At 42.9% G+C, this 18520-nt stretch carries 18 protein-coding genes and 1 pseudogene; 8 read left to right on the top strand and 11 right to left on the bottom strand.

Going from position 1 to position 18520, the window contains the following annotated elements; translation table 11 throughout:
• The first annotated feature begins 68 nt into the window (after positions 1–68).
• The 3 genes from EAE89_RS08430 to hpt all read left to right on the top strand — a co-directional run bounded on the left by EAE89_RS08430 (position 69) and on the right by hpt (position 1880).
• The gene (locus tag EAE89_RS08430) at positions 69–644 is read left to right on the top strand and encodes a Panacea domain-containing protein (protein WP_339423136.1); all 576 of its coding nucleotides are present in this window, start codon (positions 69–71) and stop codon (positions 642–644) included.
• A gap of 3 nt (positions 645–647) precedes the next feature.
• Positions 648–1118, top strand: a complete 471-nt coding sequence (locus tag EAE89_RS08425; RefSeq protein WP_149616577.1) for a hypothetical protein — start codon at positions 648–650, stop codon at positions 1116–1118.
• Between the two features lie 225 nt (positions 1119–1343).
• Positions 1344–1880: a hypoxanthine phosphoribosyltransferase gene (gene hpt, locus EAE89_RS08420; RefSeq protein WP_054475895.1), complete on the top strand. Its 537-nt coding sequence runs from the start codon at positions 1344–1346 to the stop codon at positions 1878–1880.
• A gap of 110 nt (positions 1881–1990) precedes the next feature.
• Here the strand turns inward: hpt and EAE89_RS08415 are convergent, their stop codons facing one another.
• From EAE89_RS08415 to can, 3 genes are all read right to left on the bottom strand, one after another.
• A complete protein-coding gene (locus tag EAE89_RS08415; protein WP_011145233.1) occupies positions 1991–2269 on the bottom strand; it encodes a HigA family addiction module antitoxin in 279 nt (92 codons plus the stop codon).
• A gap of 10 nt (positions 2270–2279) precedes the next feature.
• Positions 2280–2561, bottom strand: a complete 282-nt coding sequence (locus EAE89_RS08410; protein WP_214085685.1) for a type II toxin-antitoxin system RelE/ParE family toxin — start codon at positions 2559–2561, stop codon at positions 2280–2282.
• A 548-nt stretch (positions 2562–3109) separates the two neighbouring features.
• Positions 3110–3763, bottom strand: a complete 654-nt coding sequence (can, locus tag EAE89_RS08405) for a carbonate dehydratase (protein ID WP_054475891.1) — start codon at positions 3761–3763, stop codon at positions 3110–3112.
• 186 nt (positions 3764–3949) lie between these two features.
• On the opposite strand from can, the gene EAE89_RS08400 reads away from it, so the two are divergent.
• Both EAE89_RS08400 and EAE89_RS08395 read left to right on the top strand, forming a co-directional pair.
• Complete coding sequence (locus tag EAE89_RS08400; RefSeq protein WP_214085684.1) at positions 3950–4876, top strand: ABC transporter ATP-binding protein; 927 nt, start codon at positions 3950–3952, stop codon at positions 4874–4876.
• A complete protein-coding gene (locus EAE89_RS08395; RefSeq protein WP_054475888.1) occupies positions 4873–5643 on the top strand; it encodes an ABC transporter permease in 771 nt (256 codons plus the stop codon). Before EAE89_RS08400 ends, EAE89_RS08395 begins: the two co-directional genes overlap by 4 nt.
• An 86-nt stretch (positions 5644–5729) precedes the next feature.
• On the opposite strand, the gene panD is transcribed toward EAE89_RS08395, so the two are convergent.
• The 8 genes from panD to sfsA all read right to left on the bottom strand — a co-directional run bounded on the left by panD (position 5730) and on the right by sfsA (position 12567).
• Positions 5730–6110: an aspartate 1-decarboxylase gene (gene panD, locus EAE89_RS08390; protein WP_054475886.1), complete on the bottom strand. Its 381-nt coding sequence runs from the start codon at positions 6108–6110 to the stop codon at positions 5730–5732.
• A gap of 80 nt (positions 6111–6190) precedes the next feature.
• Positions 6191–7045 carry a pantoate--beta-alanine ligase gene (gene panC, locus EAE89_RS08385; protein WP_214085683.1) on the bottom strand — a complete coding sequence of 285 codons (855 nt, stop codon included), beginning with the start codon at positions 7043–7045 and terminating at the stop codon, positions 6191–6193.
• A 53-nt stretch (positions 7046–7098) separates the two neighbouring features.
• On the bottom strand, positions 7099–7890 hold the full coding sequence (panB, locus tag EAE89_RS08380) for a 3-methyl-2-oxobutanoate hydroxymethyltransferase (protein ID WP_149616578.1): 792 nt from the start codon (positions 7888–7890) through the stop codon (positions 7099–7101).
• Positions 7891–7956: 66 nt separating this feature from the next.
• A complete protein-coding gene (folK, locus tag EAE89_RS08375) occupies positions 7957–8472 on the bottom strand; it encodes a 2-amino-4-hydroxy-6-hydroxymethyldihydropteridine diphosphokinase (RefSeq protein WP_054475880.1) in 516 nt (171 codons plus the stop codon).
• A gap of 2 nt (positions 8473–8474) precedes the next feature.
• Positions 8475–9980, bottom strand: coding sequence for a polynucleotide adenylyltransferase PcnB (gene pcnB / locus EAE89_RS08370; protein ID WP_235525382.1), 1506 nt, complete (start codon positions 9978–9980; stop codon positions 8475–8477).
• A 152-nt stretch (positions 9981–10132) separates the two neighbouring features.
• Positions 10133–11020 (bottom strand): tRNA glutamyl-Q(34) synthetase GluQRS, encoded by an 888-nt coding sequence (gene gluQRS / locus EAE89_RS08365; RefSeq protein ID WP_054475877.1) that lies wholly within the window; start codon positions 11018–11020, stop codon positions 10133–10135.
• 64 nt (positions 11021–11084) lie between these two features.
• The gene (gene dksA / locus EAE89_RS08360) at positions 11085–11540 is read right to left on the bottom strand and encodes an RNA polymerase-binding protein DksA (RefSeq protein ID WP_011145244.1); all 456 of its coding nucleotides are present in this window, start codon (positions 11538–11540) and stop codon (positions 11085–11087) included.
• A 316-nt stretch (positions 11541–11856) separates the two neighbouring features.
• Positions 11857–12567, bottom strand: coding sequence for a DNA/RNA nuclease SfsA (gene sfsA, locus EAE89_RS08355; RefSeq protein ID WP_214085682.1), 711 nt, complete (start codon positions 12565–12567; stop codon positions 11857–11859).
• Positions 12568–12658: 91 nt separating this feature from the next.
• Here sfsA and hrpB point away from each other — a divergent pair, with 91 nt between their 5' ends.
• The 3 genes and pseudogenes from hrpB to EAE89_RS08340 all read left to right on the top strand — a co-directional run.
• Positions 12659–15100, top strand: a complete 2442-nt coding sequence (gene hrpB, locus EAE89_RS08350; RefSeq protein ID WP_214085681.1) for an ATP-dependent helicase HrpB — start codon at positions 12659–12661, stop codon at positions 15098–15100.
• 96 nt (positions 15101–15196) lie between these two features.
• Positions 15197–17659, top strand: a complete 2463-nt coding sequence (gene mrcB, locus EAE89_RS08345) for a bifunctional glycosyl transferase/transpeptidase (RefSeq protein ID WP_054476054.1) — start codon at positions 15197–15199, stop codon at positions 17657–17659.
• A gap of 297 nt (positions 17660–17956) precedes the next feature.
• A pseudogene (locus EAE89_RS08340) lies at positions 17957–18055 on the top strand (bacteriocin immunity protein); the annotation flags it as partial.
• Between the last annotated feature and the right edge of the window lie 465 nt (positions 18056–18520).

Genomic DNA, 18520 nt, shown 5'->3' with positions numbered 1-18520 from the left:
AGCTGCAATGGAACACAACAAAGCGTTGTACAGTGATTACGGTAGGTATTAAAATAGGCATAGATTTTGTGTATTATTTATCCTATTTGAATGAAGGTATTGAGATGCTTGATGTAAGGTTTGACTCAGAAAAGGCTATAGAGGCTATTCTGTACGTTGCCTCTACAGCACCAATTTCTGACATTTATCATGTGGGTAAAATTCTGTATTTTGCTGACCGATTGCATTTAGAGCGTTATGGTCGGTTAATTACGGGTGATAACTATCTTGCAATGAAAGATGGCCCTGTTGCAGAGAATGCCTATGATATTATCAAAGTAGCCAGGGGGGATGGACGCTTTATTCCAAATGGGTGTGATGTTGATGTTATTCGGTCATCGTTGTCAGTAGAAGGTCGTTATGGAAATCATCAAATACGTGCTTTGCGTGATTTCGATGAAGATGTATTTAGTGATTCAGATATTGACTGCATAAATGAAGCAATTGAGAAATATGGGAATCTCTCTTTTAAAGAAATACGTGATATTAGCCACGATAGTGTTTGGATGGCTGCTAACCAGAATGGTGAGATTCCATTGGAAGTGATAGCTGCTAATTGCAAAGATGGCGATAGATTAATTGTTTATCTGACTTCTGCTGAGTAGCTGATGACTAATCTTGGTGACAAATTTCCCGCATCTTTTAGGGCAGATTTTTCAGCCAAACAGAGTTTGGCGATAGGAGATGTTCTTTATCTTCACTGCCCTTTTACAATGCCTCCGAAGTTAAAATATTTGTTAGTTTGCTGCTGTGAGCCATTACTTGTTCTGATAATTAATTCTAAAATTAGCGAGTTTATCCGGCTGCGACAGGAGCTTCTTCAGTGCCAAGTCGATTTACCCCAGAAAGATCATGAATTTTTACAATGGGATTCGTTTGTTAATTGCATAGAGGCTCATGCCGCGTTTGATATTAATGATATTAAGAGCGGAATCAGGACTAATTATCATAATATTATTAAGGGTAAAGTTGCTAATTATTGTATGCGTGAAGTATATGGCGCGATTAAACGTTCTCCGACTATGAAACGTGGGCAGAAACGCAAAATATTGGAGTCATTAAAACAATTTTCTGGCTAGCTATACCCAATAGATTTCAAATTGCAGCACGGCGGCAAGTGAACGCATCCCCAGGAGCATAGATAACTCTGTGACTGGGGGCAGTGAAAGCAGCTAACAAAGAGGCAACTTGAAAGATGACGGGTATATATCTTATCCGTTTGAAAGAACGGTGTATCAGTAATCATGATTTTCACTGATCTTTATCTTGATTATTACCATTAAAAACAACTGGTTAAATTTATAATGAAACACACTGTAGAAGTTATGATCTCCGAACAGGAGGTTAAGCAACGTATCGCTGAACTGGGGAAACAGATCACTGAACATTATCGTGATAGCGGTAGTGAGCTGGTGCTGGTCGGATTATTGAGAGGCTCCTTTATTTTTATGGCGGATTTATGCCGCGAAATTCAGGTTTCTCATGAAGTAGACTTTATGACGGCTTCCAGTTACGGCAATGGTATGAATTCCACTCGTGATGTGAAAATCATGAAAGATCTGGATGAAGATATTTGTGGTAAGCATGTGCTGATTGTGGAAGATATTATTGATTCAGGTAACACGCTGAATAAAGTACGTGAAATTTTGGCATTACGTGAGCCAAAATCACTGGCAATCTGTACCTTACTGGATAAACCTTCCCGCCGTGAGGTTGATGTTCCGGTTGAGTGGATTGGTTATTCAATTGAAGATAAATTTGTCGTGGGTTACGGCATCGATTATGCACAACATTATCGCCATCTGCCTTACATCGGGCATGTGATTTTGCTAGAAGAGTAATTTTTATCGAATTTGAAAACGGCAGCTTCCGGGTTGCCGTTTTTATTTTGTGATTCAGGCATGGTGTGTAGTGTTGCGGTTGTCTAAATAAAGCCCCTTTTATTACGCTATCAGGAGTGAGCCAGTATTGGTTTTATTTCTGGTCTTTTGTGCTGTGAGGCAATCCACAGTTCATACTGAGACTGCATTCCTGTCCACATTTCGGCACTCGTACCTAATGCAGCTTCCAGTCGCAGGGCCATATCAGCAGATATTCCTGCATTGCCGTTTAATATGCGGGATAGTGCAGCTCTGGTTATACCGAGAGCCTTTGCTGCCTCTGTGACAGATATGTCACCAAGATATTCACGCAAAACTATGCCAGGGTGTGCAGGTTTGTGCATTTTCATTTCACTGCCCTCAGTGATAATCTTGATAATTAACGAGAATTATATCTTCGCCTTCGAATCTAAATGTTAAATGCCAGTTACTGTTAACAGATATTGCCCAATGACCGCTAAAATTTGTTCCTTTTAATGGATGAAGTTTCCATCCAGGGGCACTCATATCTTCTGGTTTTTTAGCCATATTCAATGCGGTTAGCTGGATTTGCAGCTTTGTGGCATGTTTAGGCTGTATGCCAGAGGTAGAACCAGTTTTGAAAAATTTCTCCAGTTCTTTGTGTTTGAAGCTCTTAATCATACCAGGATCGTATACTGTATATGCACACTATGCGGAAATTGTAATTGCATGTCAACTGATGCATATAATTTCTGCAATATTATAAGTATTCAGGTTAATTATTAATTTTACATTATTTAGGATAATTAACTTTCAGATTCTAGAAATAATTATACAAATTGTCAAAGAGATTATAAAAATATTCTGACTAATTTAATGGATTAATTAACTATTGGGTGTTTTATTTTTGAGAAATGAAAGTTTCTACTATTTTATATTTTAGTGTGTTGAGTTAGATAGTAAAGGTTAACTAATTATACCTGTTATCTTTCAAGTTGTCTCTTTGTTGGCTGCACTCACCCCGGTCATAGAGTTATCTATGCTCCCGGGGATTCGCTCCCTTGCCGTCGCGATGCATCTTGAAGTTTCTTGGGTATAAACTCGAAAAATAAAAATAGCTATTCGTGGTTTAATTAAATAAAAATCTGTATAAATCTTCGTGTAATTACACTATAGAAAAAGTCAAAGATAACCTTTTCTACAGCGTATTTTATGAATGATCTAAAAAATCACTTCTTATGTGTCAGTTTGGAGATTGTCTGACGATAGGCAAGTTCCAGTTTTTCGCGACTATCAGCTGTAACTTCAAGATCCTGCAACTGACCATTATGGATTCCATAAACCCAGCCATGGATCATCACTTTTTGACCTCGTTTCCACGCCGATTGCATAATGGTTGAGTGACCAAGGTTGTATACCTGTTCGACAACATTAATTTCACACAGACGGTTTAAGCGCTCACTTGGTGGCAATTCACCTAGCATAGAGCTGTGTTTGTACCAAAGATCACGAATATGCAGCAACCAGTTATTAATCAATCCTAGTTCGGTACCATCAATGGCTGCTTCAATACCACCACAGCCATAGTGGCCGCAGATAATAATATGTTCAACTTCCAGTACGTCTACTGCGTACTGAATAACAGAAAGGCAATTTAAATCGGTATGGATAACCAGGTTTGCAACATTCCTGTGAACAAATAAGTCACCTGGAGCAGCATCAATCAGTTTCTCTGCGGGTACCCGACTGTCTGAACAACCAATCCACAAGAAATGAGGTTTCTGCGACTTTGCTAATTCTTTGAAAAATTTTGGATTTTCTTCGTTAACCGATTCTGACCACTGTTTGTTATTGGCAAGTAGCTCTTCTATTTTTTTCATCATGGTTAATAGCCTGGTAGTGTTTCTTTAAGATAGAATCATATACAACATCAATAGAAATTTTAATATCTTGTTGCTGCTTGTTTTTAATCTTCTGCTGTTTTTGCAAAGAAAGTTAGGCAGGAAAGGAACATTATATTTTCATATTACACGTAAAAGTGGCTAGATAATAAAGGTGTTTTTTAATTTATGACTTATGCATTGGAGTTAACGCAGCTTACCAAGACTTACGCTGGTGGCATTAAAGCGCTGCGCGGGATTGACCTGAATGTAGAAGCAGGAGACTTCTACGCATTATTGGGTCCGAACGGTGCAGGGAAGTCCACCACAATCGGTATTATTAGCTCTCTGGTAAATAAAAGCAGCGGTAAGGTTAAGGTATTTGGCTACGATATTGATACTGATATTGTCAATGCTAAACGCCAGTTAGGTCTTGTTCCACAGGAATTTAACTTTAATCCGTTTGAAACGGTATTGCAGATTGTGCTCAATCAGGCAGGTTACTACGGTGTGCCGAGGAATGTGGCTCAGGCTAGAGCGAAAATCTATCTGTCTCAGTTGGAGCTGTGGGAGAAGCGCGATCAACGGGCGATTCGTCTATCCGGTGGTATGAAACGTCGTCTGATGATTGTACGTGCTTTGATGCATCAGCCTAAATTATTGATTCTTGATGAGCCGACAGCGGGTGTCGATATTGAACTTCGCCGTTCGATGTGGAGTTTTTTGAAAGAATTGAACGCACAAGGAACCACGATTATTTTAACTACCCATTATCTGGAAGAGGCAGAAATGCTGTGCCGTAATATTGGTATTATTCAGCATGGTGAATTGGTGGAAAACACCAGTATGAAAAACCTGCTTAGTCAGGTGGAGTCTGAAACGTTCGTCTTCGATCTGGCCATGCAAAACCCAATTCTTGAACTGATAGGATATGACTATCGGCTGCTGGATGCGTCTACTTTGGAAGTGGATGTTCAACGTGGGCAGGGAATAAACGGCGTATTTACCCAATTAAGCGCTCAGGGGGTGCATATTTTGAGTATGCGTAATAAAGCGAACCGTTTGGAAGAGTTATTTGTTAGCTTGGTGAATAACGTACAAGGAGATAGTAAATGATTCAGCTGTATTGGGTGGCACTAAAAACTATCTGGATTAAAGAAATTACCCGTTTTGGTCGTATTTGGGTACAAACTTTATTACCGCCAGTTATTACCATGTCACTCTATTTTATTATTTTCGGTAGCTTGATTGGTTCGCGTATTGGGGAAATGGGGGGTGTGGATTACATGCAGTTTATTGTCCCTGGCCTGATTATGATGTCAGTGATTACTAACTCTTACGCTAATGTTTCCTCTTCTTTTTTTGGGGCGAAATTTCAGCGTAGTATTGAGGAATTACTGGTAGCACCGGTGCCAACGCACATCGTTATCACGGGCTTTGTGGGGGGGGGTGTCGCTCGTGGAGTTTGTGTTGGTATTTTGGTGACATTAGTTTCCCTGTTTTTTGTTCCGCTTCATATTCATTCCTGGTGGATGATTGTTGTCACGTTGTTGATGACATCAATTCTATTCTCATTAGGGGGATTGCTGAATTCAATTTTCGCTAAGACGTTTGATGATATCAGTATTATTCCAACGTTCGTATTAACGCCGCTGACCTATCTTGGCGGGGTATTTTACTCGCTGACATTATTACCCCCATTTTGGCAAGCGGTTTCCAAACTCAATCCGATAGTTTATATGATCAGTGGCTTCCGCTATGGTTTTTTGGGAATTACCGATGTTTCATTAATCATAACGTTGGGGGTTTTAAGCGCGTTTATTATAGTTTTTTATCTTGTTGCTTGGTATTTGATTGATACAGGACGGGGGTTGAGAACCTAATTGTAGATTCTTTTATTTGATGGGTAGGGGAAGTTTATTTACAGAGGTCTTCACAACCTACCCATTATCGAGCATATAATTAATATTTAAGCTACCTGAACTGGCACGGCTTTAGCCATACGGCTCATAATATTATTGCCATCGAAGTAAGCGACATTCGGCTTATGATGATGGGCGTCTTCATCTGAAATTTGTACATATGAGCAGATAATTAGCTTATCACCTACTGCGGCACGGCGCGCTGCTGCTCCGTTGACTGAAATTATTCTAGAGCCACGTTCAGCAGCAATAGCATAAGTGGAAAAGCGCTCACCGTTATCCACGTTATAGATATCAATGGCTTCATATTCCAGAATACCGGCTGCATCCATAAAATTCTGATCAATTGCACAGGAACCTTCATAATGCAGATCTGCCTGAGTGACTTTCACTCGGTGCAATTTCCCCTGTAGCATAGTGCGCAACATGGTTTCTCTCCTGATTCAATGACAACTTAGAATCTGTTATTTTATTTTCCTGTATCAGTAATGCCTGATACAGCGGGCGATTATTGCGTTAAATCTATTTGTTGATTATCGATCAAACGGGTTTGCCCTAACCAGGCGGCCATCAGAATAACCGCTTTTTTGCTTTCGGTATTTAACGGAGCCAGAGTTTCGGCGTCCCGGATAAACAGCTCATCAGGTATAAAACCAACTTCGCGTAGCTGTTCGGAAGCTTGGGTGAGCAATTGCTCTGTGTGGCGTTCACCTTGTGCCATTTTTTCAGCTATAGATTTCATGATCTTGCTGAGTTTTGGCGCGATTTTATGTTCATCGGCGGTTAAGTTGTTATTACGTGAACTTAGAGCCAGGCTATTTTTATCGCGTACAGTCGGTACGGAAATCAAAGTAATATCATAAGCCATATCGGCAATCATTTTGCGGATAAGCTGTAATTGCTGAAAATCTTTCTCGCCAAAATAGGTCAAATCCGGCTGCACCAGATTGAACAATTTGCTTACCACCGTTGAAACGCCACGGAAATGACCGGGACGGCTGGCACCTTCCAGAATGGTAGAAAATTCAGGAACTTCAACATAAGTCTGATGTTCCATACCATTAGGGTACATTTCCTTATCGGCAGGAGCGAATACCAGATCGACACCGTGTTGATGGAGCTTTTCGCAATCTTCCTGCAAAGTGCGCGGATATCTTGCCAGATCATCCTGACGATTAAATTGCATCGGGTTAACGAAAATGCTGACGATAACAATGTCTGCTTGCGCTTTGGCTTCATCGACTAGCGTCATATGGCCGTCGTGCAAGTTACCCATTGTTGGCACGAGTGCAATGCGTTTCCCTTCCTGACGCCAACGGCGGATTTCACGGCGTAGAATCGGTATAGTTTCGACAATCAGCATTGCTTAATACTCCTTAATTTGTTCAAAGCTTTCAGGCTAACAAGGGTGAGTTATTAATAAAATGAGTGTTCTTTGCCAGGATAAGTGCCGCTTTCCACCTGTGCTTTATATAGACGGATGGCATCACGCATATTTCCAGCTTCTTCAAGGAAGTTTTTTGCAAATTTAGGTGGGCTTGCTGTAATGCCTAATGCATCATGCATCACTAAAACTTGCCCATCAGTCATATTACCGGCACCAATACCAATTACTGGGATCTGTAATTCATCGGTGATACGTTTAGCCAATTCAACGGGTACGCATTCCAGTACCAGCAATTGCGCGCCAGCCTTTTCTAATGTAATTGCATCTTTTATCAATTGATTGGCCGATATTTCATCACGTCCCTGAACTTTATAACCGCCCAGAACATGGACCGACTGGGGAGTTAGCCCTAAATGAGCGCAAACGGGTACGGAACGCTCGGTAAGCATTTTAACGGTATCATATAGCCAGCTACCGCCCTCAACTTTAACCATGTTAGCGCCGGCACGCATAAGCTTGGCAGCGTTTTTACAACTCTGCTCTGGTGTGGCATAACTCATGAAAGGCATATCGGCAATAAGAAAAGTATAGGGTGCGCCGGCGCGGACGCAACGAGTATGATAGACAATATCTTCAACGGTCACTGGAATGGTGGTATCCGCCCCTTGCAATGTCATACCCAGAGAGTCACCAACCAGCATGACATTAATACCTTGTTCGGTAAACAGTTGAGCAAAGCTGGCGTCATAAGCGGTAATCGTCGCGAATTTCCGTTTTTCTTTTTTGAGCTGATTCAGATCAGTCATGGTCATTGGTTTCATTATCTATCTTCTCCTGCAATTTTTCTTGTTATGTACAGAAATCGGCCACGGACTGAACTGAGATCCTTATATGCAATTACTGGGATCAGAGGACTGTGGTTGTAGCCAGAGTGTCAGGCCGTTTTCTGGGATATATTTCAGTCTTTCAGATAAAGCTTCCCCATCAGGAAACACAAGGTCAGGGGCAATTTCAGCTAACGGATAAAGCATGAATTCGCGCTGTTTTAGTCCATAGTGGGGAACTGTCAGGCGTTCGGTATTAATGACCTGATTACCAAATAGCATGATATCCAGATCAAGTGTCCTTGGCCCCCAGCGCTCATTTTTCCTTACTCGTCCTTGAGCCAATTCAATCGCTTGGGTGTGATTGAGCAATGTTTCCGGTTCCAGAGTGGTTTCCAGTGCTACCACCGCATTCAGAAAGTCTGGTTGATCCTGTGGTCCCATCGGTTTGGTACGATACAGAGAGGAACAGGTAATAAACTCTGTTTCGGGTAATTCTTTTAATGCAGCAAGGGCATTTTTTACTTGCTGCACAGGCTTCGCTAGATTGCTACCAAGAGCGATATAAACACGAGTCATGATTATCTGCTATCCCTGCCCAATCTTGGTTTGTAGTAGCGGCGTGACCGTGTACGGCGACGGATAACATCATTGCCCAATTCAGAAATCATCCCCCGCTGCTGCGAGGCATTGACCAGCTGGAATTCTCCCCACCAGTGGGCCAGCTCTTTTAGCTCATTACGGTTTTCAACATTCGCACGTAGTTCTAGCAGGTCATAGGCAGCCCGAAATTTAGGATGCTCCATCAATTTGTTTGCGCGTTTACCATGACGGCGCGGCAGACGTAACTGTAATTGCCAGATATCACGCATGATGGTTGTCAGGCGCTTAGGAATAGCAATAGAGTGGCACTGTTCGTCCAGAATATCATTCATCGCTAATGCAAAGGAGTCGTAGTAAGTTAAACCACTTTCCTGAGATAGCTTTTCAGCATGTTCAACCAGTGGATACCAAAGCATTGCAGCGAACAAAAACGCCGGATTAACCCGCTTATCATTCTGTAACCGGTAGTCGGTATTCTTCAGAACCTGATTGAGCATATGTTCCATTGGCGAATTGTTATTTTCGGTGAAATAGCGTTGAACCAATGGGAATAGTGGTTGGAACAGGTGATATTTGCGTAGCAGCTTATAAGTGCTGTAGCCTTGGCCTGTTTGCAAAAGTTTTAAAGATTCTTCAAACAGGCGAGCAGGTGGAATATTGCTCAGTAGAAAAGCCAGACGAGAGATAGGTTCGGCGGTATCTTCGTTGATGGTCATATTCAGTTTGCTGGCGAAACGAACTGCACGCAGCATTCTTACTGGATCTTCCCGATAGCGGGTTTCTGGATCACCAATCAGACGGATAACGCCGGTTTCCAGATCATGAAGACCGCCAACATAATCACGCAGAGAGAAATCATTGATGCCGTAATAGAGGCTGTTGATCGTGAAATCACGGCGCATAGCATCTTCTTCAATTGAACCAAAGATGTTATCCCGTAACAGCATACCGCTTTGAGCATGTTGTGACTGACTTTTATCATCGGAATCAGTTTGTTCATGTGGACCACGGAATGTTGCAACTTCAATCACTTCCGGGCCAAACATAATATGGGCTAAGCGGAAACGGCGTCCCACCAGACGGCAGTTACGGAATAATTTACGAACCTGTTCTGGTGTTGCATTGGTGGCAATATCAAAATCTTTCGGCTTTGTGCCCAGCAACAAGTCACGGACACCACCGCCAACCAGATAAGCATCAAAACCAGATTTATTTAAACGGTAAAGTACCTTAAGCGCATTCTCACTGATATCTCTACGAGAAATATTGTGTTGTTCACGTGAAATTACCGTTATGGGTAAATCTGAATAAGGGTTTTCCTGTTCAACTTTCTTTTGAGCGTTCACGCTGGATGAAAGTTGGCAGGTATTTTGGTGATTAGATTGAAGAGTTACGTACTCTTCCTGAGAAGAACGGTCAGATACGGTGACTGGCCTTTCACTGGCTGCCTGTAGTTCGCGGTCAATTTTTCCCTCGCGGATCAATAAATTACGGCAGAAATTTGCTACTCGGTTAAAAATGGTACACCTCGATAAGTAACTAATCATATAAAAACGAATAAAAAACAGCGGCTAATCATAGCCTACTGTGTATTTTTTGAGAATGGTTGTTATGACTAACGGTAACTTTATTCATGTTACTTGTATATTTTATCTTGTCGCGGAATCTGGTCCAGATCCCAATGTGCTGTTGCTTTTTTCAACAACTGGTCACGGGAAAGGTCCGGCCAATTTTTTATGACAGGCTGATTAAGGAAAGATAATGCTTCAATGAGTAACGGTCGGGGATCATCCAGCGGGACTGGTTGAGCATGATTCTGTTTGGAAAGTTTATTGCCGTTTTTATTCAGAGCCAATGGTAGGTGAATATAATCAGGGATCTTTAAATTTAATTGCTGATAAAGTGCAATCTGGCGAACAGTTGGCTCAATCAAATCAGCCCCTCTCACGACTTCTGTCACACCCTGATAATCATCATCAATAACAACCGCCAGATTATAGGCAAATAAGCCATCACGACGATGAATAATGAAATCTTCTTCTGCCATGGCAGGGTCAGCGCTCAGGTATCCCAGCAATTTATCTTCAAAACCATAAACAGGATTATTCTGCTTAAGTCGGATTGCTGCATGATTAAGAGGTAGATTTAATTCACGGCAGTTTTTATCGTAAAAACCATTAGCCTGCTGAATACGTTGACGGGTACAGATACAGTTATAGCTTACCCCTTGTTGTTGTAACTGATTAAGGACATAGCGGTAAGCGTCATGACGCTGGGATTGATAGAGAACTTCGCCATCCCAATGTAGGCCATAATGTTCAAGAGTCTGGAGAATACGGCTGGCAGCGCCGGGAACCTCTCTGGGCGGATCAATATCGTCAATACGTATCAGCCATTTTCCCTGATTAGCACGGGCTTGCAAATAGCTGCCAATTGCTGTGATTAACGAACCAAAGTGAAGATCACCCGAAGGTGACGGGGCGAAACGCCCAATATAAGCGAGGGGACGTTCAGGCTTTATCATATGGGGATCAGTGAAAGTTGTGTATACGGCGCCATTAAAGACGCCGTATTTGGCACACGATTAATTAGCCAGCCATCTGTTTTTCACGGATTTCGGCTAAGGTTTTACAATCAATACATAAATCTGCGGTTGGACGGGCTTCCAGACGACGGATGCCTATCTCAATTCCACAGGATTCACAGAAACCGAAATCGTCATCTTCGACTTTTTTCAGTGTCTTCTCGATCTTCTTAATCAATTTACGTTCACGATCACGGTTGCGTAATTCAAGACTGAACTCTTCTTCCTGCGCTGCACGGTCAACTGGATCGGGGAAGTTCGCTGCCTCATCTTGCATATGAGATACAGTACGATCTACTTCATCCCTGAGCTGATTGCGCCATGCTTCAAGAATTAGCTTGAAATGCGCCAACTGGGCATCGTTCATGTATTCTTCACCTGGCTTCTCTTGGTAAGGTTCTACCCCAGCGATGGCGAGAATGCTTAAGGACGAGGTTTTACGTTTTTGCCCTTCTTGCATAATACTTCTCCTAACTCACGCACTATCAAACGAACCCCTAGCGGGGAAAAAAACAGGCCGCTATAAATAGCAGATGGAGCATGGGTTGGCAATTGTTCCTGCTATTAGTTTCACTATGGAGTGAAGACAAACGTATCGGATGTCTTTACACCTTGTACAATCTGACTGTATATACCCGTTATCTTTCAAGTTGCCTCTTTGTTGACTGCACTCACTCACCCCGGTCATAGAGTTCGCTATGCTCCTGGGGATTTGCTCCCTTGCCGTCGTGATCCATTTTGAAATCCATAGGGTATATATTAGGTGAATCAATATATTAACCAGTTAGAATAAAAGTTAATTTATCACCTAAAACCATCCCTTTTTCCGTTAGATTGGCCTGGTAACAGATAACTTCGACCCCAGAGTTTTGCGCTTGTTCCAAAAGAGATGAATAATTATCATCAATGTGTGCAGCCGCCGCGACCTGTTTGATCCCAGAGTGCAAGACCGCAAAAAACAGAACAGCTCTTTGCCCTTGTTCTACTATGTGTTGCAATTCCCGTAAGTGTTTCTGCCCACGGGTGGTTACTGCATCAGGGAAATAGCCACAATTATTTTGAAGAAGTGTGACTGATTTCACTTCAATATAACAGTTGACTTGCTGCTCTGCCTGCAATAGCAAATCTATCCGGCTGCGCTCTTCACCATATTTTACCTCCCTGCTGATTTTTTTGTATTCAGAAAATTCTGAAATTGCATTTTGTTTAATAGCTTCCGCCACTAAATCATTCGCTCTGAGCGTATTAACGCAAATCCAGTGACCATCCTGTGTTTCTGTCAACTCCCAACTGTTGGGGTATTTACGCTTTGGATTGTCAGATGTGGAGTACCAAACCGTGTCTCCCGGTGTTGCACAGCCGGTCATTGCGCCCGTATTGGCACAGTGGATGGTCAGTGTTTCGCCTTCTGGTGTGATGACATCAGCCAGGAAACGTTTATAGCGACGAATTAGCGTGGCAGATTGTAACGGAGGATGGAATTTCATAAAAACGCCTTAATGACTGATGGCATAAGATTGAGACAGGCAATGCTACAATGTCGGCGGTTGAAAGTTAACTTTCTTTAATGGAGTGTTTGTGTCTTTATTGCCTGTATACGAGGTCGTCGAGCCTGTCCTGAGTGCGTTGAAAAGCTCACAACAGGTACTGTTGCATGCTCCTGCCGGGGCTGGAAAGTCTACGGGGTTGCCATTGGAAATCCTGAAAAAAGCTGATTTTTCCGGGCGTATCATTATGTTAGAGCCACGGCGGATTGCCGCTCGTAGTGTTGCTAACCGTCTTGCTGCTCAACTGAATGAAAATATTGGGCAGACGGTGGGTTACCGGATGCGTTCAGAAACCAAAGTGAGTACGGCTACCTGTCTTGAAGTGGTAACAGAAGGCATTTTGACGCGTATGTTACAGCAGGACCCGATGCTGGAAGGTGTTTCTTTGGTGATTCTGGATGAATTCCATGAGCGCAGTTTACAGGCTGATCTGGCGCTGGCATTGCTTCTGGATGTACAGGCAGGATTGCGGGATGATCTGCGGATTCTGATCATGTCAGCGACGTTGGATAATCAGCGCCTCTCTTCTTTATTACCTGATGCGCCGGTGATTATTTCTGAAGGACGGAGCTTTCCTATTACCCGGAATTATCACCCTTTACCGGCTCATCAGCCTTTTGAGCAAAGTGTGGCTACCACTGTATTGCGATTACTCCAACAACAGCAGGGTTCTTTGTTATTGTTTTTGCCGGGGATTGGGGAAATTCAGCGGGTATTGGGATTTCTTCACGGGAAAGTGGCAGAAGATACCGATCTCTGCCCGTTATATGGTGCCTTATCGTTAGCTGAACAGCAAAAAGCTATCGAACCTTCACCACTTGGACGCCGTAAAGTCGTTTTGGCGACTAACATTGCAGAAACTAGCTTAACGATTGAAGGTATTCGATTGGTGGTTGATAGTGGCCTTGAACGCACGGCCCGTTTTGAGCCAAAAACCGGATTAACCCGTTTGATCACACAACGTATTAGTCAGGCTTCTATGACACAACGAGCTGGACGAGCCGGACGGTTGGAAGCTGGAATTTGTTGGCATCTATTCAGCCAGGAACAGGCAGAAAGGGCCGCAGAGCACAGTGAACCCGAAATACTGAATGCTGGCCTCGGTAGCTTATGGCTCTCTTTATTGCAGTGGGGATGTCATGATACTTCCCAACTGCACTGGTTGGATAAGCCGCCAACCGCTGCACTGGCGGTAGCCAAATCGCTGTTATTACAGTTAGGCGCGGTAAATCATAATGGTCAGCTGACTTCCAGAGGCAGGAAAATGGCGGAATTTGGTAGTGATCCGCGTCTGGCTGCTATGTTATGTGCCGGTTCGGAGCAGGGAGCCGATACGCTGGCCACCGCCGCTATGCTGACAGCGATTCTGGAGGAACCTCCCCGTGATGGTCAGCTGGATATCACTTATTGGGTTGAGCAGCGTCAGACTCAGTGGTTACGGCGAGCAAAGCAGTTAGTCAGAAATATCGGTGGTCATTTTGGTGAGCCAGCCTGTGGAGCAGTCGCAATGTTATTGGCTCAAGGTTTTCCTGACCGAATAGCTAAAAATCGAGATAAGCATGGTCGCTTTCAACTAGCAAATGGTTTAGGGGCAATGATCGATGATAAAGAAAAATTATCTGACGAATCGTGGCTGGTGGCTCCTTCACTATTACAAAGCAGCAAAAACCCTGATGCCCGCATTTTACTGGCTTGTCCTCTGGACATTGAACAACTGATACGGCAACAACCGAATTTATTCAATGAGCAGAGTGTCGTTGAATGGGATGACAATAAAGGCACATTAAGAGCATGGAAACGGCTGCAATGTGGCAGCTTGACAGTAAAAGCCCAGCTATTGGCAAAACCTTCTGATGAGCAATTACAACAGGCTCTGTTAAACTGGTTACGCAGTGAGGGATTACATGAACTGAATTGGTCATCTGCGGTTGTTCAACTTCGTACCCGTATCCAATGTGCGGCCAAATGGTTGCCTGAAATACAGTGGCCTGATGTAGATAATGATTCATTGATGGCTTCTCTTGAACGTTGGCTGAGGCCATTTCTGACTAATGTGCATGATTTGAAAGGGCTGAAACAGCTTGATTTATTGCCAGCACTGGAAAGTTTATTGGACTGGCAACAGCGACAGTGTCTGGATAATGAACTGCCGGTTTATTACACTGTTGCTACTGGCAGTCGGATAGTAATCCGTTATTTTGATAATAAACCACCAGTATTATCAGTTAGGATGCAGGAAATGTATGGTGAGCAACAAAGCCCATCTCTGGCAAAAGGACGGGTAATATTGGTGCTTGAATTATTATCGCCGGCCCAGCGGCCATTGCAGATTACGCAGGACTTGGCTGCTTTTTGGCAAGGATCATACCGGGAAGTGCAAAAAGAGATGAAAGGGCGTTACCCAAAACATTTATGGCCGGATGATCCGGCAAATACCGCACCAACCCGGCGGGTAAAAAAATATTCGCAGTAGAATTTAACAACTTTCTTGTAGGTGAATAAATTCATTAAAAGAAAGGAATATGAATACCCATTATTCAGCATCTAAATGGTTTTGGAGAATTTTGGAATGTCTGGTGAAGATCGTCAACCAATCGGACGTAAAGGCAAAAAATCTGTATCCCGTCGTAAACCGTCATTGAAAAGACGGTATCTGTTAGATGATTATGATGATGGTTATGAAGAAGATGACGACTACGATGATGAAGAGGACCAACCCATGACAAAGAAAGGAAAAAATGCTCGTCCACCTAAGAAAAAGTGGCGTTGGTTCTGGTTGTTATTCAAAATATTTCTTGTTTTTGCGGTATTACTGGGGGGATATGGAGTCTATCTGGATGGCAAAATCCGTGATCGCATTGACGGAAAAGTCTGGGAATTGCCAGCAGCAGTTTATGGCCGGATGGTTAACCTTGAACCGGGCATGAACTACAGTAAAAAAGAGATGGTACATCTGTTGGAAGGAATGCAGTATCGTCAGGTGACGAAAATCACGCGTCCAGGTGAGTTTTCTGTCAGAGGTGAAACCATTGAAATGCTGCGTCGTCCGTTTGATTTCCCTGACAGTAAAGAAGGGCAGATCCATGCTCTGTTGACTTTCAGTGATAATCGTCTGGCAGAGATCAAAAATATAGAAAACCAACGTCAGTTTGGTTTCTTCCGCCTTGATCCGAAGCTGATTACCATGTTGCAGTCACCCAATGGCGAACAGCGGTTGTTCGTGCCCCGTTCTGGCTTCCCAGATTTACTGGTTAATACCTTACTGGCAACAGAAGACCGCTATTTCTATCAACATGATGGTATCCGTATTCTTTCTATTGGGCGTGCGGTGTTGGCTAACCTGGTTGCAGGACGTACCGTTCAGGGGGGAAGTACCCTAACGCAACAATTGGTCAAAAATTTATTCCTGACCAATGAACGTACTTTAGTGCGTAAAGCGAATGAAGCGTACATGGCGCTTCTGATGGATTACCGCTATAGCAAAGATCGGATTCTCGAATTGTATCTGAATGAGGTGTTTTTAGGTCAAAGTGGTGATGAGCAGATCCGAGGATTCCCACTGGCGAGCCTCTATTATTTTGGTCGCCCGGTGGATGAATTAAGTTTGGATCAGCAAGCATTGCTGGTGGGTATGGTAAAAGGGGCTTCACTTTATAACCCGTGGCGTAATCCTAAATTAGCTCTTCAACGTCGTAATGTAGTGCTCAAGCTTTTACAAAATCAGCAAATTATTGACGAAGATCTTTATAAGTTACTGAGTGCTCGCCCATTGGGCGTAAAACCGAAAAGTGGAGTGATTACCCCACAACCTGCGTTTATGCAATTAGTTCGAAAGGAATTACAGGACAAACTGGGCGATAAAGTGAATGATCTGTCCGGTGTAAAAATCTTTACTACTCTGGACCCGGTATCCCAAGATGCGGCAGAAAATGCGGTGGAAGAAGGGATTGCCAACTTGAGAAAAACCCGCAAGATTACTGATCTTGAAGGGGCAATGGTGATTGTCGATCGTATTAGTGGTGAAATCAGGGCAATGGTCGGTGGTTCTCAACCACAGTATGCGGGATTTAACCGGGCGCTGATGGCACGTCGCTCAATTGGTTCGTTGGCAAAACCCTCTACTTATCTGGCGGCGTTGAGTGAACCTGATCAATATCGGTTAAATACCTGGCTGGCAGATGAACCGCTTACGGTAAAACAGCCTAACAGTAAGGCGTGGGAGCCGAGAAATTATGACCGTCGTTTCCGTGGGCGAGTTATGTTAGTCGATGCGCTGGCGAGTTCAATCAATATTCCGACGGTGAATCTTGGATTAGCTGTGGGTCTTGATCATGTCAGTAATACCCTGGTCCGGCTTGGGGTTCCGGAAGAAGTGATTCATCAGGTTCCGGCCATGTTACTGGGTTCTCTCAGCCTGACACCGCTGGAAGTGGCTCAGGAATACCAGACCATGACGAGCGGCGGCAACCGTGCGACGCTTTCCGCGTTACGTTCAGTCATCACGGAAGAAGGCACGGTGATATATCAGAGTTACCCGCAAGCTGAACGGACGGTACCTGCTCAAGCGGCTTATCTGACGCTGTATGGTATGCAGCAGGTTGTGGCGAGGGGGACCTCTCGTTCTCTGGCGGCTAAGTTTGGTCGTTATAATTTAGCCGGTAAAACAGGCACAACTAATGACCTGCGTGATAGCTGGTTTGCCGGTATTGATGGCAAAGAAGTGGTGATTTCATGGGTTGGTCGGGATAACAATGAACCGACTAATCTGACCGGCGCTACCGGGGCATTAAATGTGTATCGTCGTTATCTGGAAAATCAACCCCCGTTGATGTTGAACAATATGCCTCCAGAAGGGATTGTGGATATGGCGGTTAACGAAGATGGCAGTTTCAACTGTAGTGGCAGTGGTTGGAGAACATTACCGGTTTGGACTTATGATCCACAGAGCTTGTGCCAGCAAGCAGCCGTGTCAGAACCTGTTCAGCAACAAGAACAAGCACCGGGCTGGTTGCGGGAGATGTTTGGTCAATAATAAATATCTGATGAGATAAATAATGGTGAAGTGCTGATCCTTGGGTCAGCGCTTTATTTTTGTATTTCTAAAAGTGTCTTGTTGATGCTTTCTTCAATCTATTGTGTTTGGTCTGACCGTTTATTTCGTCAGACATAATGCCCGCTCTACAGAATCAGTTTTATCTTGCTCACTCTTCCTTTGTTGGCTCTTTTATTAAAAATTTGTATTTAATGCATTACGAATCATAAGTTATTGCATGCATTTTCGACGATAAAATCCGCAATTTTCAGAATGTTCCTATATGATTTCTAAAGATATTATCCCAAAAATGGAGAGGATGATTCCCCGGAGGGAATTTTAAAAACTATAAAAGAATGGCGAGCTAAAAACGGCAAACCTGGCTTTAAAAAATAGAGATTGAGTAAGTGATGAAAAGGATTTTCGCGATTATATGACCCTGTAAATACCCCTTTATATTTTCACGGATAATAAACTTTTTCAGGGATTAAATCCTACCAGATTAACTATTGTATCCATTTTTTATTATGTGATTTTTAGGATTTTATGCATAAAATAATAGCAAGAAAGTGTTTAAATACCTATCTTTTCGGATAATATTATTTTTTTTGCATTGATTAATTTTTAACTCTTTATTAATGGTTAATGGGCTTCAATTAAGCGCAGTTAATTATCTTTTTGAAAATCTGAATTTATTGGGTTAACTCCCCTTTATATAAAAAATTTAATATTTCAGCACTCGAATTTTTAAATGTTTATAGCAATAAAATAAGCAGAATATAGAATCACTGATAATAAACCCCACGCTAATCACTTATGATTGAGCGTGGGGAGTAAATCACATAAGCCTATCGTAAATCA

The organism is Photorhabdus heterorhabditis, assembly GCF_018448905.1.
GTDB classification, from domain to species: Bacteria; Pseudomonadota; Gammaproteobacteria; order Enterobacterales; family Enterobacteriaceae; genus Photorhabdus; species Photorhabdus heterorhabditis.
The sequence above is the reverse complement of the archived record's forward strand: the minus strand, read 5'-3'. Positions and strand labels throughout refer to the sequence as shown.